22 protein-coding genes are annotated in these 14715 nt (G+C 65.6%); 16 read left to right on the top strand and 6 right to left on the bottom strand.

Annotated elements, in window-relative coordinates:
* Positions 1–176: 176 nt before the first annotated feature.
* The 9 genes from DU502_RS12505 (at position 177) to DU502_RS12465 (ending at position 5404) form a co-directional block, all read left to right on the top strand.
* Positions 177–1061: a DUF5794 domain-containing protein gene (locus DU502_RS12505; protein ID WP_121920503.1), complete on the top strand. Its 885-nt coding sequence runs from the start codon at positions 177–179 to the stop codon at positions 1059–1061.
* 48 nt (positions 1062–1109) lie between these two features.
* Positions 1110–1388, top strand: coding sequence for an acylphosphatase (locus DU502_RS12500; protein WP_121920504.1), 279 nt, complete (start codon positions 1110–1112; stop codon positions 1386–1388).
* Positions 1389–1410: 22 nt separating this feature from the next.
* Positions 1411–1614 carry a hypothetical protein gene (locus DU502_RS12495; RefSeq protein ID WP_121920505.1) on the top strand — a complete coding sequence of 68 codons (204 nt, stop codon included), beginning with the start codon at positions 1411–1413 and terminating at the stop codon, positions 1612–1614.
* 57 nt (positions 1615–1671) lie between these two features.
* On the top strand, positions 1672–1959 hold the full coding sequence (locus DU502_RS12490; RefSeq protein WP_121920506.1) for a DUF4242 domain-containing protein: 288 nt from the start codon (positions 1672–1674) through the stop codon (positions 1957–1959).
* A 52-nt stretch (positions 1960–2011) separates the two neighbouring features.
* On the top strand, positions 2012–2176 hold the full coding sequence (lysW, locus tag DU502_RS12485) for a lysine biosynthesis protein LysW (protein ID WP_121920507.1): 165 nt from the start codon (positions 2012–2014) through the stop codon (positions 2174–2176).
* Between the two features lie 409 nt (positions 2177–2585).
* Positions 2586–2915, top strand: a complete 330-nt coding sequence (locus tag DU502_RS12480; protein WP_121920508.1) for a 2Fe-2S iron-sulfur cluster-binding protein — start codon at positions 2586–2588, stop codon at positions 2913–2915.
* Between the two features lie 120 nt (positions 2916–3035).
* The gene (locus DU502_RS12475; protein WP_121920509.1) at positions 3036–3653 is read left to right on the top strand and encodes a ferritin family protein; all 618 of its coding nucleotides are present in this window, start codon (positions 3036–3038) and stop codon (positions 3651–3653) included.
* Between the two features lie 64 nt (positions 3654–3717).
* The gene (locus DU502_RS12470; protein ID WP_121920510.1) at positions 3718–4830 is read left to right on the top strand and encodes a DUF3179 domain-containing protein; all 1113 of its coding nucleotides are present in this window, start codon (positions 3718–3720) and stop codon (positions 4828–4830) included.
* Positions 4817–5404, top strand: coding sequence for a hypothetical protein (locus DU502_RS12465; protein ID WP_199722708.1), 588 nt, complete (start codon positions 4817–4819; stop codon positions 5402–5404). The genes DU502_RS12470 and DU502_RS12465 overlap by 14 nt, the downstream gene beginning before the upstream one ends.
* Here DU502_RS12465 and DU502_RS12460 read toward each other — a convergent pair.
* Entirely contained in the window at positions 5388–5990 is a 603-nt protein-coding gene (locus DU502_RS12460) for a DUF7344 domain-containing protein (protein ID WP_241966802.1), read from the bottom strand. The two genes, DU502_RS12465 and DU502_RS12460, sit on opposite strands and share 17 nt — an antisense overlap.
* 122 nt (positions 5991–6112) lie before the next feature.
* Between DU502_RS12460 and DU502_RS12455 the strand changes: the two genes are divergently transcribed.
* On the top strand, positions 6113–6469 hold the full coding sequence (locus DU502_RS12455) for a DUF555 domain-containing protein (RefSeq protein ID WP_121920511.1): 357 nt from the start codon (positions 6113–6115) through the stop codon (positions 6467–6469).
* 112 nt (positions 6470–6581) lie between these two features.
* Positions 6582–7862, top strand: coding sequence for a sensor histidine kinase (locus DU502_RS18900; protein ID WP_121920512.1), 1281 nt, complete (start codon positions 6582–6584; stop codon positions 7860–7862).
* Here the strand turns inward: DU502_RS18900 and DU502_RS12445 are convergent, their stop codons facing one another.
* Complete coding sequence (locus DU502_RS12445; RefSeq protein ID WP_121920513.1) at positions 7863–8027, bottom strand: ribbon-helix-helix protein, CopG family; 165 nt, start codon at positions 8025–8027, stop codon at positions 7863–7865.
* Positions 8028–8246: 219 nt separating this feature from the next.
* Here DU502_RS12445 and DU502_RS12440 point away from each other — a divergent pair, with 219 nt between their 5' ends.
* The gene (locus DU502_RS12440; RefSeq protein WP_121920606.1) at positions 8247–8540 is read left to right on the top strand and encodes a GYD domain-containing protein; all 294 of its coding nucleotides are present in this window, start codon (positions 8247–8249) and stop codon (positions 8538–8540) included.
* A gap of 57 nt (positions 8541–8597) precedes the next feature.
* On the opposite strand, the gene DU502_RS12435 is transcribed toward DU502_RS12440, so the two are convergent.
* Entirely contained in the window at positions 8598–9674 is a 1077-nt protein-coding gene (locus DU502_RS12435) for a methyltransferase domain-containing protein (protein WP_121920514.1), read from the bottom strand.
* Positions 9675–9686: 12 nt separating this feature from the next.
* The gene (locus DU502_RS12430; protein ID WP_121920515.1) at positions 9687–9860 is read right to left on the bottom strand and encodes a DUF1059 domain-containing protein; all 174 of its coding nucleotides are present in this window, start codon (positions 9858–9860) and stop codon (positions 9687–9689) included.
* A gap of 226 nt (positions 9861–10086) precedes the next feature.
* Between DU502_RS12430 and DU502_RS12425 the strand changes: the two genes are divergently transcribed.
* Entirely contained in the window at positions 10087–11049 is a 963-nt protein-coding gene (locus tag DU502_RS12425) for a winged helix-turn-helix domain-containing protein (protein ID WP_121920516.1), read from the top strand.
* A 189-nt stretch (positions 11050–11238) separates the two neighbouring features.
* On the opposite strand, the gene DU502_RS12420 is transcribed toward DU502_RS12425, so the two are convergent.
* Positions 11239–11742, bottom strand: a complete 504-nt coding sequence (locus DU502_RS12420) for a universal stress protein (RefSeq protein ID WP_121920517.1) — start codon at positions 11740–11742, stop codon at positions 11239–11241.
* An 87-nt stretch (positions 11743–11829) separates the two neighbouring features.
* Here DU502_RS12420 and DU502_RS12415 point away from each other — a divergent pair, with 87 nt between their 5' ends.
* Entirely contained in the window at positions 11830–12249 is a 420-nt protein-coding gene (locus tag DU502_RS12415) for a VOC family protein (RefSeq protein ID WP_121920518.1), read from the top strand.
* A 206-nt stretch (positions 12250–12455) separates the two neighbouring features.
* Positions 12456–12737, top strand: coding sequence for a HalOD1 output domain-containing protein (locus DU502_RS12410; protein ID WP_121920519.1), 282 nt, complete (start codon positions 12456–12458; stop codon positions 12735–12737).
* Here DU502_RS12410 and DU502_RS12405 read toward each other — a convergent pair whose 3' ends face one another.
* A complete protein-coding gene (locus tag DU502_RS12405) occupies positions 12738–13082 on the bottom strand; it encodes a nuclear transport factor 2 family protein (RefSeq protein ID WP_121920520.1) in 345 nt (114 codons plus the stop codon). It lies immediately after the preceding gene.
* Between the two features lie 308 nt (positions 13083–13390).
* Between DU502_RS12405 and DU502_RS12400 the strand changes: the two genes are divergently transcribed.
* Positions 13391–14695, top strand: coding sequence for a hypothetical protein (locus DU502_RS12400; RefSeq protein WP_121920521.1), 1305 nt, complete (start codon positions 13391–13393; stop codon positions 14693–14695).
* Positions 14696–14715: the final 20 nt, after the last annotated feature.

Genomic DNA, 14715 nt, shown 5'->3' with positions numbered 1-14715 from the left:
AGCGTTCCACCGCCACGTGCATTGCCGCTCGGACGAGTTCCACCGAGGACTCCGGCATCTCCTTTACACGCGTGGCCAACTTCAAACGCTTCGGAACCGGACGAAACGTCGTCGACGCGGGCAGATCGAGGGCGTTACACCACCGGTCGGCCGATGGTTACGGCCGTTAGCGTGGCATGAGCGTCTCGCAGCATCCGGTTGCACTCCGCCTCGAGCGACAGGTGGGCGGTGCGACCAAGCTCCTCGCCACGGTGATGGCCCTCCCGCTGATCGACGGGATTTTCCCCGCGCTGATCCTCGCGGGTGCGCTCACCTACCCGTTCGGCATCCTCGAAACCGGGTTGCTCATCTTCGGTGGCTCGGCCACCGTCGCCGTCGTCCTCGCGGAGATGGACGGCTCGCCCCGCGAGCGGATGCGGGCCATCGCCCTGTTGGGCGTCGTCCTGCTTCCCGCCGCCGCCGTCGAGGCGGCGCTGGCGCCGACGATTCAGACCGTCCTCGACATGGCCGTCTTCCAGCGGTTCGCCGGACTGGTCATCCTAACTGTCGCGGCGAAGACGGCGAGCGCCCGCGTCGGTGAATATCTCCCCCGGCCAGCGGTCATCATCGGCCTCGGCCTCGTCGCCAGCCTCCAGCCCGCGGGCGCGGCGGTGACGTTCGTCGCCGACCCCGGCCTCGTCCTCCGCGGCGCCGCCGCCGCGGGCGTCGGCGTCGGGTTCGCCATGCTGGTCGCGGCGCTCGGCCCGGTGCTCCAGGAGTCGGTCGACCTCGACCTGTTCCGGTTCGGGAGCGCCGTCGCCCTCGGAATGCTCGCGCTCTCGGTGCTCGGCCTGATGCCCACCGAGGCGCCCGTCGCGCTCGGCGTCCTCTGTGTGACCGCGGTGTTCTCGTTCGACCCCGACGGGGCGAGCGTGGCCGATGGCGATACCGATGACGACGGCGAAGTCGCGGCCGCCGACGGCGGCGACGCGAACGACGACGATCAGGACGACCAGCAGTCCGACGACGCGCGCCCCTCCCCGTTCCCCATCGAGGAGGAGTCGCGGGCGCCGTGGCTGTAGGCCCCGCGACGGCTTCGGATTTTTACCGATGGAAATCGATGAACGCTCATGAGCGACCGAATCCGGGCCCGAGTCTTCGTCTCCGGTCGGGTACAGGGCGTCTACTACCGGGCGAACACCCGCGACGCTGCACGGACCAGAAACGTCGACGGCTGGGTTCGTAACCTCGACGATGGCCGCGTCGAAGCCGTCTTCGAGGGCGACGAGGACGCCGTCGAGGCGATGATCGAGTGGTGTCACACCGGCAGTCCCGCCGCGACTGTCGACGACGTGGACGTGACGTACGAGGAGCCACAGGACGAATCGGGATTCGGTATCCGCCGATGAAGACGGGGCGAGGCGGTCAGCGGTGACGTCGCTCGTCAGACTCGTCGCTGGTGCGACCGGCGTTGTCGGCCTCGTCGTCGCGCTCGGCTCGGGATATCTGATCGTCCGCGGTCCCTTCCTCGGCGGGTCGCTGCTGGCGCCGCGACCACTCCTCGCGACGCTCGGTGCCTTCATCGTCGGCATCGTCGTCATGGCGTGGGGCCTCACGCAGTACGTCCGACTGTAGCCTTCCCTGCCGAGTCCCCGGGTTTTAACCTCGGCCGGTCGTTTGTTGGCATCGAGCATGAAGGACTACCTCATCCTCCGTGACCTGCCCGAACCGATCAGCCGCGACGACCTTCACGCAGCCGCCGAGAAATCCGGCGAGACGCTCGAGGAACTCCGCGACGAGGACGTCGACATCCGCTGGGTCGACTCCGAGGTGCTGACGAACGACGACGGCGAGGTGACGGGCACGTTCTGTCACTACAAGGCCGAGAGCGAGGATGCGGTGCGCGAACACGCCGAACGCGCCGGCCTCCCTGCCACGCGGATCGACCGACAGGGCGAACCCCTCGCCGGCGAAGACTAACGCCGCCGAAAGGCATCCTTCAAGTCCCCCCACCACCAACGTCCGGCCGAATATGCCCGAGTGCGTCGAATGTGGGGCCGAGGTGACCCTGCACGAGGATCTGGAAGTCGGAGAGATCGTCGACTGTGGGACCTGCGGTGCCGAACTCGAAGTCGTCGGCATCGACCCCGTGGAACTGGACGCCGCCCCGGAACTCGAAGAGGACTGGGGCGAGTAATAGGGAGTAGCGTACCCGTCGGTAGATGCTCGTCGCCGCGGTGCGACGACCGTCTATCACGACATCCGATACTCTCTATGCGACCCGCCGTTTTACCGCCACGCTGTCCCGGTGAGCCCTAGCCCCGTCCCGTATTCGACGCTACGCGCACGGCTCACGACGTGACGCCGATAAAAGGTCACCCGCAGGCATCCGGGGACCGAAAGTACCCCTACCAACTGCCCCCGAATTCCTGCGTCTCGTTACGTAGCCGGACCCGTATCGGTATATATCTTGTGTCAGACGTAAGTCAGACGTACCGGTTAGACCGGGTGAACTGCTCTCGTACGGACGAACTGCTAATGTCGGAAATACAACCAATAAGACATCGTCGTAAAGAGTTTTGCCGGGGTCGCGCGTACGCCGCCCTATGACCGACTACACCGTCGAGTTCGTCGGCACCGGCGAGACGATTCAGGTGTCCGACACCCGGACCATCCTGTCGGCCTGTCTCGACGCCGGCATCGCGCAGGAGTACTCCTGTCGCGTCGGCATGTGTCTGGCCTGTTCGGCCGAGATTATCGAGGGCGACGTCGCCCAGCCTGCCGCTCGCGCACTGACCGAGGAGGAGGCCGAATCGTACGCCCTGACGTGTATGGCTCGTCCGCAAAGCGACCTCAAACTCCACCGCGGGAAGTACCCGCCGAGCATCGAGGACGCCGCGGCGACCGGCGAGACGGCCGCGGCGGACGACGACTGAGACGGGTCGTCGTAACTGTTCCCCGGCGATTCGCCGACCCGCCACGGCGACTCCAGCGATCCGTCCGGGGAAGCGACCCGACCCCTCGCTTTGAAATCACCGCCCACCGTACCCGCCGCCATGGATGCCGATGGCCTTCGAGCGGCGGTCGAGGCGGAACACGCCGACGACCTCGACGTACTCGGCTCCCGGGATCTGTTGGTCGCGCTCTCCGGCGGCGACCCCGACCCCGCGGCACTCCTGGCGGCGGCCGCGGATAGCGAGTACGCCGCCCGCGAGACGTTCCGGGAGTGGGCCGAGCACACCGCCGATCCGACGCTCCGGGAGACGTTCGACGCGGTGGCCGAGCAGGAGGCCGATCACTTCCGGCGGGTTCGGGCCGCGATGGCCGACGACACCGGTCACGATCCGGCGCGCTCCGGTCCGATGCACGCCTACCTCCGCGGCCGCGAGGACCCGATCCAGCAGGTCGCCGCCGGGATGGTCGGCCGAACGCTCGTCAGCCTGCGGACTCACGGCCGTCTGATCGACTTTTTCGACGCGGCCGACGACCGTGACTGCGCCGCGCTCTTTCGTGACCTGCGTTCGGAGACGGCGGCGTGTCTCGACGACGGCCTCGCGACCCTCGACGACCGCGCCGAGGGCGACGACTGGGCGGCCGCCGAGGCTGTCGCCGGCTACACGATCCGTCTCGCAGCCGACGACCTCCGCGACGCACTCCGGGGCCTGGACCGGTAGGGCGCTGTGTGCGCGCCGCGCACCGCCGTGGTACCTTTTTCGATCCGGAGCCCCAGCATGTGGTATGCGCACCCGTCACACGAGACGAGCGGCGGTGGCACTCGGTGTCGGGGCCGTCGGGGCGCTGGCCGGCTGTCTCGGGGGGAACTCGGTCGTTGATGCTGGCGGCGGCGACGATGGCCACGACGACGGTACCGAGACGCCGAGTGCCGACGGGCCGCCGCCTGCCGATCGGTCCCCACTCGTCGCCTACGACGCGAGCCGCCTCCGTGCGGCGACGGTCTCCGGCGGCCCGCCGAAAGACGGCATTCCGTCCGTCGACGAGCCATCCGTCGTCGACGCTTCGGCGGCGGCGTTCCTCCGGGACGAGGAGATCGTCGTCGGCGTCGCTCGTGGCGAGGCCGTCCGTGCCTACCCCCGAAAGATCCTCGTCCACCACGAGATCGTCAACGACCGCCTCGACGGCGTCCCGGTGAGCGTCACTTACTGTCCGTTGACGGGGACGGTCCTCGGGTTCGAACGTGGGGCGACGACGTTCGGCGTCTCGGGCAACCTCGTCAACAGCAACCTCGTGATGTACGACCGGGCGACGGACAGCCGGTGGCCGCAGGTGCTCGCGACGGCCATCGACGGGCCGCTGACGGGACGGTCGCTCCGGGAGTTCGACGTGGTCTGGACGACTTGGCGGCAGTGGCGGGCACGCTACCCGGAGACCGAAGTGCTGTCGGAGGACACCGGGTACGTCCGCAACTACGGCGTCGACCCGTACGGCTCCTACGGCCCGAAGCGTGGCTACTACGCCAGACAGTCCACCATGTTCGAACCGCTCACGACCGACGACCGCCTCCAGCCCAAAACCACCGTCCTCGGCGTCCGAACCGGCGCGGGCGCGACGGCCGTCCAGTCGTCGTGGCTCGCGCGCGAGGGGGTCGTCGACGCCGCCGTCGGCGACGAACGCTTCGCCTTCGTCCACGACCCGGCGCTCGATTCGGGGTTCGCCTACCGCGTCCCGGCCGACGTGCCCGTCGCCGCCGACGGCGAGGACGACCGCATCCGCGTCGACGGCGACCCCCACGCGCCCGACGCCCTCCCGTTCGAACGCGCGCACGGCATCGAAGCGATGTGGTTCGCGTGGGCGGGCTTCTATCCGGAGACTGACCTCCATGCCTACCCCTGATCGTCTTCGGCGGCCAGCCCGCACCGTGAAGGCCGCGCTCCGGCGACGGGACGGACAGGCGACCTTCCTGTTCGGCGCGCTCGGCTACCCGCTCCTCTATCTCGCCTCGATCGGCCACCTCGCCCTCGGCGCACGTGGCCAGTCGGTGCAGGTCGTCGACGATCCCCTCTCGCGTATGCTCCGCCAGACGCGGCCGTTCTCGTTCGAACCCGTCGCCCGCGTCGCCGTCGATCCCGTCGCGCTCCTCGTGTCGCCGCTCGATATCGGCGTGGCGCTCGTACTCGCCGCCTTGGTCGGTGCCAACCTCGCCGTCGCCGTCGTGGTTTGGCGCTCGCCCGCCGCCTGTGGCGTGGAGCGCTCGGCCGGCCTGCTGGCGAGCGTGCCGGCGCTGCTCACGGGGGCGACCTGCTGCGGTCCCGCCATCCTGTTCGTCGTCGGCGTCGGGACGGCGGGTGCGGGGACCGGCGTCCTCCTCACCGCCGTCGGCTACGCGACGCCGGTGACGGCGCTCCTGCTGGTCGGGAGCCTGATTCTCGTCACTCGGGGCACCGCCGCGGTCAGGACTGACGGCTGACTTCCGGCGGTTCGCTGGCGGCGTTGAGGCCCGCGGACCGGTAGTTGTGGACGGCCGCTGAGGCGGTAAAGAGGCCGACGATGACCGTCATCCAGAGCAGGGGCGGGATGGCGCGGAAGAAGGGGAGTTCGAGCCAGATGGCGACGACGATGCCGACCGACACCGCCGACAGTCCGAGATAGTACTGATCCCACGACAACTGCTCCTCACCGACGACTTCGAGGTAGATGTCCATCTCCTCGACGGTCTCGGTGGGCCGGACGCGACCGGTCTCCTGATCGAAGCTGATCAGCCCTGTCCGCTCCAGTTTCGGCAGATGCGACTGCTGGAGCGCGGTGTAGACGCGCTTGCGTTCGGTCGGCGTGATATCGTCGACGGTGCAGTCGTTCTCCCAGGCGGCGATCTGTTCGGCCAGCGACCCGATGGTCGCGGTGTCGTCGTCCGCCAGGGCGTACAGCGCGTACCGGCGGCGACGGTTCGAGAGAATGTCGAACACTTCCTGTTCCGTTGGCTCGTGCCGTCGTTCTGTCGGCTCGTTTGACGTATCGTCGTCGCCCGGTGATACGGTCCCCCTCTGTGTACTCATCGCTCAGTCGATACAGATACGCCCACGACTAAGGTCTTAAAGTTCGTGGCCGAATTATCTGATCTGATACAGCGCCGGCCGGGAACCACAAGACACGAGGCACTCGGCGGCGTGCGGAGCGTATGAGCAACTATCTCGTCGCCATGGAGGCGGCTTGGCTGGTCCGTGATGTCGAAGATGTCGATGACGCCATCGGCGTCGCCGTCAGCGAGGCAGGCAAGCGACTCAACGAACAGGACAAGGAGTACGTCGAGGTCGAGGTGGGCGTCACGCCCTGCCCGGCCTGTGGCGAGCCCTTCGACTCCGCGTTCATCGCCGCCAACACCGCGCTGGTCGGTCTTCTGCTCGAAATCGAGGTGTTCAACGCCGACGGTGAGAACCACGCCACCCGCATCGCGAAAAGCGAGGTCGGGGGCGCCCTCCGTGACGTGCCGCTGTCGGTGATCGAAGTTGTCGAGACCGAAGGCGAGGAGGAGTAAGGCGCCGCTGTACCCGCGTCCCGGTGTGCCATACCCGTTCGGCAGCACACCGGTCCTGACGTCTCCTTTTGAGGGAAGGGTATATTCCCCGTCGGTCGTGTAGGTGGTGGGTATGCGCTCGTCAGTGAGAGAGTCGTCGGCTCGCGGCGCCGGCGCCGTCGTCGGGGGGCTCGGCGTCGTGCTGGCGAGTGTCCACGCCATCCACGCCGCCGAGGAGTTCGGCACCAACCTCCCTGCCGTGTTTTACGGCTCAGTCATCCCCTTTCTCGTTGCCATCAGTGTGCTGACCGTCGGCCTCTGGATCGAGCGCTGCGAGTGGAGGCACGTGTCGCCGTGGCGGCTCGTCGGCTGGTGTGGCGCCGGCGCGCTCGTCACGCTCTTGCTGGCGCTGCTACACATCCAGTACCAACTCGCCGAGGGCGTCGTCCCGGAGCATCGAGGCTTCGTCAGCCTGATGTTCGTCACCTACGGTTCGGCTATCGGTCTCGTGGTCGGCGTCTACGACGTGCGGATTCAGGAGGCGCGAGCGAAACTCGCGGAGAAGACGCGCCGACTGGACGAGTTCGCCAGCATCGTCAGCCACGACCTCCGCAACCCGCTCAACGTCGCGCAGGGCTACGTCGACCTGACACGGAAGACGGGCGACGTATCCGAACTCGACATTGTCCTCGACGCCCACGACCGGATGGACGCCATCCTCGCGGACATGCTCGCCCTCGCACAGAGCGGCGAGCAGACCGTCACCCCGACCGCCGTGAATCTCGACGCCGTCGCGGAGGAAGCGTGGGCGATGGTCGCGACCGGCGACGCGACCTTGACCGTCACCGGCGACGTGACGTTCTACGCCGATCGGGACCGACTCAAGACGCTGTTCGAGAATCTGTTTCGGAATAGTGTGGAGCACGGCTCCACTGACAGCGAGGGACACGGTCCCTCGGGCAGTCGGCCTCCGGCCGACGACAGCCAGACGCAGTCCGGCGATTCGGTCGAGCACGGCTCGACCACTCCCCGCTCGGATACTCGCGGGGACGGCGAGGTGCCGATATCGACGGTGTCGCGTGCAGGCGACGATCCGGCCGGCGGCGACGCGAGTGGCCATGCGACCGATTCGACGAGTGAATCGTCGGCAACCGGTCCGGCGCCCGTCGATGTCACGGTCGGCTGTCTCGACGACGAATCCGGCTTCTACGTCGAGGACACCGGACCCGGTATCCCGCCCGAGATCCGCGAGCGCGTCTTCGAGGCCGCGTTCACGACGGGTGCTGGGAGTGGCCTCGGGCTGTCGATCGTCCGCGCGGCCGCGGACGCCCACGGCTGGTCACACACGCTGACCGAGAGCGGCGCTGGCGGCGCTCGGTTCGAATTTCGCAACGTCACGTTCGTCGACGACTGATCACTCGTCCCGCGACTTCAGCCACTCGTCTAGCAGTGTCCGGATCGCCGCCGCTCGATTGTCCCGATGATTGGAGAAGGCGATGTCGTCGACTTCGTCTAGCGTCTCCGCGTCCAATTCGACGGTGACTGTCTCCATCTCTGCGAGTCCGTCTCCCTCGTCCATGGGATTGATGTCACGCACGAGGTCTACAAATAGCTCCGTCAGACGACCGTCCGGCGCGCGTGTGACTCCCCGGCCCGGACGGCCTGTTGGAAATCGTGTCCGCCGGTTCGTCGTCCGATTCCGGCGAACCGGCGGTAAATAGACTCACGTAGGCACCGATCGGAGACCTCGGATTCCGAGGGTATGGTTATTGCCTCGTTCGCCGTAATGACTGCCGAGATGCCGACATACGTGCTCTTAACCACCTTCACCCAGCAGGGCGTCGAAAACGTACAAGCCAGTCCCGAACGAACGGAACACGCAAGAGAGATGGTCAAGTCGCTTGGCGGGACGTGGCGGGACTTTTTCATAACGATGGGCCGGTACGATGGGGTCGTCATCGCCGACTTTCCAGACGACGAGACGGCGGCCCAAGCCGCGCTCACCCTCGCTGAAAGTGGCAACGTGACTACCGAGACGCTCCGAGCGTTCACACTTGACGAATTTCGCGACATCGTCGAAGCCATGTCGTAACCGACGGCCGGTGGCCGACCGACCACCGATCGTCGAACGGTACTCCCAATGAGATGGTTACGGCTTCGCTTCGAAGACGAGACTGGTAGGCGTCTCGGCCGCTCGGCGGAAGCGTGTGAACCCACCTTCGGTGACGACCTCACGAGTCTGGTCCTCGCCCGCTTGGGCGCCAAGCCCGTACCCGACATCCTGACTGAGCGAATTTGGCGTACAGGCCAGCGTCGAGATAGAGTATCCAAGGCGGCCAAACGGGGTGAGGTTGTTTTCGACCCGGTCGTCGGCATACGGTTCGACGATCATCCACGATCCATCCTCTCCGATCGTTTCCCGGACGTGGTCCGCCACACCGACAGGATCGCCCATGTCGTGGTAGCAATTGAACATTGTCACGAGTTCGTAGTCGGTCCCGGAGTACTCCCTCGCGGTTGCCACTTCGAAGGTGACGCGGTCGGACACGCCTGCTGTTTCCGCCCGCTTACGCGCCACTTCGATTGATTCCTCGTGGTAGTCGATGCCGACGACCGTCGAGTTGGGGTATGCTTCGGCCATGCGGATCGTCGGCGCGCCGTGACCACACCCCACGTCAACAATCTTACCGCCTGCTTTCAGCTTGGCATCGATGCCATCGAGCGCGGCGATCCAGTCGAGGAGGAAGGCTCCGTAGGACGGTCCGAAGAAGCGTTCTGTGCCGTGGAACACGTCGTCGTCGTGTTCATGCCAGCCGATGCCATCGCCCGTTCGGAAGGCCTCCTTGAGTTCCGGGCTGATCTTCGCCACTGACCCCACCAGCTGGAATGCGCCCGGCATGAACACGGGGCTCTCCTCGTTGGCCAGAATGTGCGCCTGTTCGGGGGTGAGGGAGTAGCGGTCGGTCTCGGGGTCGTAGGTCACGTACCCGCCGGCGGCCTGTGAGCGCAGCCATTCGCGAACGTACCGCTCGACGGTGTCGGTTGTTTCGGCAAGCTCAGCGGACGTGAGCGGTCCCGCGTCATCGAGTGCCACGTACAGCCCGAGTTCGTCACCGATGACAGCGAGCGCCGCGTGAACCGTCGCACCGAGATCGACGAGCGATGTCTCCACGAGTTCGCTCAGTTTCTCTTCGTTAATTCGATCCGCTTGGGTGTCTGTTGCCATTGTTTCGTTTCCTCATACGATTTTCAGGTGTTTACTGCGGAGTTCTTCGTCCGTGTAGTCTTGGCCGTGGACGTCCCACATGTGTCGCTTGGCCAGTTCGATCACCTCGGCCTCGTCTTCCGATTGGATGATGAACCGGCACTCGGCCGCCGCCGCTTCGCAATCGAGTTTGTGTGCTTGTGCCACTGGTGTCGGCCTCCAGCTTCACCATCCACTGCCATCGGGATAAATATAATTAGAACAACATTTCTATAGGAAAGTCGATCGAACCGAGTTTCTATAAGTGGAGTGAGGTATGATGCCCCGTTCGCTACCTCGTGGGGCGAGTCCGTCTCGGCTACCCGCCGAGGACTCGTCCTTGAGGTGTGGTATCGTGGGGAAGGGTCATTACCGGCGTTCCCCTCTTTCGAGTATGAGCCCACCACCTCCGAGCGAGACGGAGCTGTCGGACCCAGCCACCGGAAACAAGGCGTTCCAGCTGCTCTCTGACGAAACCCGAGTCGCGATATTACAGACCCTCTGGGAAGCACACGATCCGGCGGACGAAACACCGATTCGGTTCGCCGAACTCCGCGAGCGCCTCGGTGCCGACGATCCGGGTCGCCTCAACTACCACTTGAACAAGCTTGCGGACAACTTCGTCCGGCGGACAGAGGACGGCTACGAGCTGATGGAGTCTGGCAAGCGAATGGTCAGGATGCTACTTTCCGGCACGGCGATCGACGACCCACAGGTCGAACCCGTGGCGGTAGATATCTCGTGTTGGTACTGTGGGAGCCAACCCGAGTGGAGCTATCGGGAGGGGTGGCGCTACTTGGAATGTACCAACTGCGAAGCGAGATGCGTCGAGTCTTTCCCACCTGGCGTGATCAGCAAGTCCGAATTCCCGCCGTCCGGACTACGGGATCGGACGCCGAATGAGATCAACGAGGCGGACCGAATTTGGGGCGCTCATCGACGAGCCTCGATAATAGACGGGGTTTGCCCCGAGTGTGCGGGTGAGATGCCTGTCACCTCGGTCGATATCTGCGGGGATCACCAGCCGGATTGGGATGAGTACCAGTTCTGCGAGAACTGTGGTTCAATCTTCTGGATGCTCGTCTCACACGTCTGCGAGGGGTGTAAATACCGATGGCGGATGCCGACGTTGTTCTACCCGTCACGGCACCCGGCGGTGGTTGCGTTCTTCTACGACCACGGCATCGAGTTCGACCTGGCGACGTACGAACAACGTGCTCGCCTCCTCGATTTCGAGGAGGAATTGCTCTCGGAGGACCCCCTTCGTATCCGCATCTCGGTTCCTTCGGAGGACGAAATACTCCGGCTCACGTTCGATGAACACATGGACGTGGTGAATGTGGACCGTTGCAAGTAATTCCCTTTACTTAAGAAATGAATTGCCGTCCCTTCTGCGAATGGGATCTCGCGATGACCGTAGTCTCGAGAGAGAGCTACTGCACGGCGAGCCAGCACTTGTGATTTCGGGGGTATCCATCATCCTCGCGCCTCTCGCTCGTTATGTTTCTCAGCAAGGGTTTCAACAAGGCCGTTACGACGGCCCTTCTCACCGATAGAAATCGGATTTCGACTCGCGGAACGGCGAGGCGTCGTGTACCTGCCTGATCTTCGAGGGATGCCGGTGGCGGACGATGACCACGTCGTACTCGTCGTCGGCGGCGACGGTTTTGCCGACGCTACTCAGCGACGAGACGAGGCGGCCGGCGTTCTCGCTGCCGACGAACACCATCGACGCGTCCACGTCCCTCGCCTGCTCCCGGAGTCGACTGGCTATCGTCCCCGGCGTGGCTCGCCGGCCGACGGTATCGTACCGGAACTCCGCGTTCGGTGCGTGGGCCGTTACGGCCTCGTGGAGCCGCCCCACCACCGTCTGTCGGTCGAACGGCTCACCCGCGTCCAACCAGCCGTGGTCCCGCGCGTACGACGCGTTGCCCTCCGGGATCACGCTGACTGCGACGATCAGTTCGTCGAGAACGGTTCCGAACTCGACGGCCCGAACCAGTGCGGTCTCGGCCAGCGCCGATCCGTCAAACGGCACGACGAAAGTCATATCGCGTACGTGACGGTGCGGGGTAGTAAGCCTACGGCCGCGTGTCGGATCGAAGTGGCTTTGTCGACGGCCGTCCGCCGGAGTCACGTGACTCGACTCGCTCCACACCACTTCGGCGTGACCGTGACCGACCTCGACCGCGCGGTCGAGTTCTACCGGGACACCTTCGATTTCGACCCGCCAGATCGATTCACCGTCTCCGGCGAGGCGTTCGCCGACGGCGTCGGCGTCGAGGGTGCGACCGGCCGGTTCGCCCACTTCGTCCTCGACGGTGCCCGGATCGAACTCGTCGAGTACGACCCCGAAGGCGACGACGCGACCGGCGCGGCCGTGAACCAGCCCGGCGCGAAACATCTGGGCCTCGCCGTCGACGACCTGGACGCGTTCTACGCCGACCTCGATTCGAGCGTCGAGACGCTGAGCGAGCCGCGAACGACCGAGAGCGGCACGCGTATCTGCTTCGTCCGCGACCCGGAAGGGAACCTGATCGAGGTACTGGAGGCCTGAGACTCCGGATCCAGTTCGAATACGCCAGTGACTCCGGGCCAAAAGGTCTATTTTGTCGCCACGGCTAGGTCCGATTGACGCGACGAACTGGTCCCTATCCCCATGTTCGTATGTATTATGCCACGAGTTGCACGAGATGCCGGTGTGTCAGTACCTCCCGATCGGCTGGCCCGACCGGGTGAGCGGACGCGGAGCGTGATCGCCCGATGATCGATACGGATGCGGGCGCGTCCAGCGTCTCTTGGAGCGACGATCACGACGCCTACGTGGCGCGCTTCGACGACGACGGAGTCGTCCCCAGCGTCGTCGTCGCCGAGACGCTGGAGGCGACACTCGACGAGCAGATCGAACCCCTGTTCGACTACGTCGATCCCGACGCCCTCGACAACCTCGTCTCCGATCCGTCGGTGGCGGTGAAGGTGACGTTCGACGTCGAGGAGGCCACCGTCACCGTCCACAGCGACGGTCGCGTGTTCGTCCGCGTGTGATTACTTGGGCTCGATCTTGCCACCGAACGTCTGCCGGTGGATCGTCCCGTCCTCGACGACGAACGTGTCAGTACAGAACTCGTAGTCGTTGTCGGGCGTCTCGCCGTGCCAGACGATGTAGGCGTACTCGTCCTCGATGACCTTCTCGTCGAGTTCGATCGTCGATCCCGCCTGTGAGAACTCCTCGAACAGCCCGGCGAACAGCCCCTCGATCTCGTCGAGCCCTCGGAACACACCCATGTTGGTGATGACGATCGAGTCGTCGGTGTAGTCGGCGAGACACTCGTCGAGATCCTGTGCAGTGAACGCGTCGAGGTGGTGGTCTAGTACGTCTTCGGTCGACATTGGTGTGACACCACCACCCCGTTTCGCGTACACTGTCATGAACGTTGCCCGGAATTTGGCCCTCCCCGACCCTATCACGCGCCGCCGAAGTACAGGATGGCGTACGCGAGGACGGCGGCAAGCAGGAGGAACGCCATCAGGTAGTCGAACAGTCCTTCCGGTGTCGTCATCGATGGCAGGTTCATGCCGTGAGATACGGTACCGTGGTTCAAGATGTTGACGGTCGATCAACTCCGACCATCCGTGGTTATCAGTCTCGAGAGTACGGCCACAAGCGCTAATTGTGCCCCCCTCCACCTCTCCACTGAATGTCTTTCACACGGCGGGGCATCCTCGCGGCAGTCGCGCTCGCCCAGTCGAACCTGCTCGGCGGCTGTTTCGGCGGCGACACCGACAGCACACAGGCGAACCCTGAAAGCGGCGGATCGGGCGCGACGGCGACGGCGACCCAGACATCCGAGCCCACCACGGGGGAACCGACGGCGACCGAGACGCCGACGGCGACACCGACGCCGACGCCCGTCGCCAACGCCGACCTCGCCGCCGCGACGGCGGACATCTTCTCGGAGTTCGAGTGGTTCCGCACCCAGTACGGCCCGACGATGACCCAGTTTCGGGTCACCGTCGGCGACGTGTACGACACGATCACGGAGATTCAGGCGGCCGACGACCGGACCGAGGCGGACGTGCAGGCCTTCCGCTCGGCGTCGACCGACCTCGCCAGTTTCGTCCAGTCGAATCTCTCTCCCCACTTTCAGGTCGCGCCGGCGCTCCGCGTCGGAAACAACGTCTACGTCCGTGACTTCGAGCGCGGAGTCGCCCGCGACGACCGCCAGTTGCAGGACAGCGCCCTCTCCCGAGCCCGGTCGTTCTACCAGCGCGTCCGCTCCAACCAGTTCATCTCGAACGAACTGTCGCGCCGTCCGATCTACGGCCCTCTCTACGACATGCTGATCCCGAGCGGTGCGACCGACCGCATCGTCGCGCTCGTGAGCGAGGACGACGACTTCGTGACGTGGGCCCACCCCGACCTCGACGACTCGACGGCGAACGATGGCGTCGACCAGCACACCCACGAGTTCCCGAGCGGTCACCGGGTGTTCACGCACGCCCACGAACACCCCACGTCGCATCCGATCCGTGATCACACGAACGAACCCGAACTGAACGAACTCTACGCCTACGGCGCCGACGGGGTGGGCCTCCTCGTCGACGGGGCGTCGTACCGGGAACGACTGGACGACTTCGAGCCGGCGCTGACGAACCTGTTCGGCCCGATCAAATCCGAGGGCCGGACGGCCGGCGTGACCCTCTTCGTCGGCACCGCCAGCGCGGGGTGGGACTCCTCGCCGGTGTACGTCGAGCAGTTCGACTCCGTCGACGCGGCGCAGGCGGCGACCGAGTCGACCGACGCCGTCGGCTCCGAGGGCGTCACGTCGCTCGCGGGCCGCGACTGGGAGCGCGTCTTCTACGACGCGAGCGGCACCACCATCTACGCCTACCGGCTCCGGGCCGGGACGGCCGTCGTCACCGCGCTCCCGCTGGATATCCCGTGGGAGCGTCGCCCCGAGTGGGCGGCCGGCCTCGCGGGCACGTGGCTCGCGGCGGAGTGACGCTGATCTATCACGAATTA

The sequence above is a fragment of the Haloplanus aerogenes genome, from assembly GCF_003856835.1.
Taxonomy (GTDB): Archaea; Halobacteriota; Halobacteria; order Halobacteriales; family Haloferacaceae; genus Haloplanus; species Haloplanus aerogenes.
The sequence above is the reverse complement of the archived record's forward strand: the minus strand, read 5'-3'. Positions and strand labels throughout refer to the sequence as shown.

Bases quoted from the DNA above. Each gene is read 5' to 3' on its own strand.
- DU502_RS12410 (WP_121920519.1), top strand. From the start codon at position 12,456: ATGATCGATACGGATGCGGGCGCGTCCAGCGTCTCTTGGAGCGACGAT.
- DU502_RS12435 (WP_121920514.1), bottom strand. From the start codon at position 9,674: ATGGCAACAGACACCCAAGCGGATCGAATTAACGAAGAGAAACTGAGC.
- DU502_RS12490 (WP_121920506.1), top strand. From the start codon at position 1,672: ATGAAGGACTACCTCATCCTCCGTGACCTGCCCGAACCGATCAGCCGC.
- DU502_RS12500 (WP_121920504.1), top strand. From the start codon at position 1,110: ATGAGCGACCGAATCCGGGCCCGAGTCTTCGTCTCCGGTCGGGTACAG.
- DU502_RS12440 (WP_121920606.1), top strand. From the start codon at position 8,247: ATGCCGACATACGTGCTCTTAACCACCTTCACCCAGCAGGGCGTCGAA.
- DU502_RS18900 (WP_121920512.1), top strand. From the start codon at position 6,582: ATGCGCTCGTCAGTGAGAGAGTCGTCGGCTCGCGGCGCCGGCGCCGTC.
- lysW (WP_121920507.1), top strand. From the start codon at position 2,012: ATGCCCGAGTGCGTCGAATGTGGGGCCGAGGTGACCCTGCACGAGGAT.
- DU502_RS12405 (WP_121920520.1), bottom strand. From the start codon at position 13,082: ATGTCGACCGAAGACGTACTAGACCACCACCTCGACGCGTTCACTGCA.
- DU502_RS12475 (WP_121920509.1), top strand. From the start codon at position 3,036: ATGGATGCCGATGGCCTTCGAGCGGCGGTCGAGGCGGAACACGCCGAC.
- DU502_RS12455 (WP_121920511.1), top strand. From the start codon at position 6,113: ATGAGCAACTATCTCGTCGCCATGGAGGCGGCTTGGCTGGTCCGTGAT.
- DU502_RS12425 (WP_121920516.1), top strand. From the start codon at position 10,087: ATGAGCCCACCACCTCCGAGCGAGACGGAGCTGTCGGACCCAGCCACC.
- DU502_RS12505 (WP_121920503.1), top strand. From the start codon at position 177: ATGAGCGTCTCGCAGCATCCGGTTGCACTCCGCCTCGAGCGACAGGTG.
- DU502_RS12470 (WP_121920510.1), top strand. From the start codon at position 3,718: ATGCGCACCCGTCACACGAGACGAGCGGCGGTGGCACTCGGTGTCGGG.
- DU502_RS12460 (WP_241966802.1), bottom strand. From the start codon at position 5,990: ATGAGTACACAGAGGGGGACCGTATCACCGGGCGACGACGATACGTCA.
- DU502_RS12480 (WP_121920508.1), top strand. From the start codon at position 2,586: ATGACCGACTACACCGTCGAGTTCGTCGGCACCGGCGAGACGATTCAG.
- DU502_RS12465 (WP_199722708.1), top strand. From the start codon at position 4,817: ATGCCTACCCCTGATCGTCTTCGGCGGCCAGCCCGCACCGTGAAGGCC.
- DU502_RS12445 (WP_121920513.1), bottom strand. From the start codon at position 8,027: ATGGACGAGGGAGACGGACTCGCAGAGATGGAGACAGTCACCGTCGAA.
- DU502_RS12420 (WP_121920517.1), bottom strand. From the start codon at position 11,742: ATGACTTTCGTCGTGCCGTTTGACGGATCGGCGCTGGCCGAGACCGCA.
- DU502_RS12400 (WP_121920521.1), top strand. From the start codon at position 13,391: ATGTCTTTCACACGGCGGGGCATCCTCGCGGCAGTCGCGCTCGCCCAG.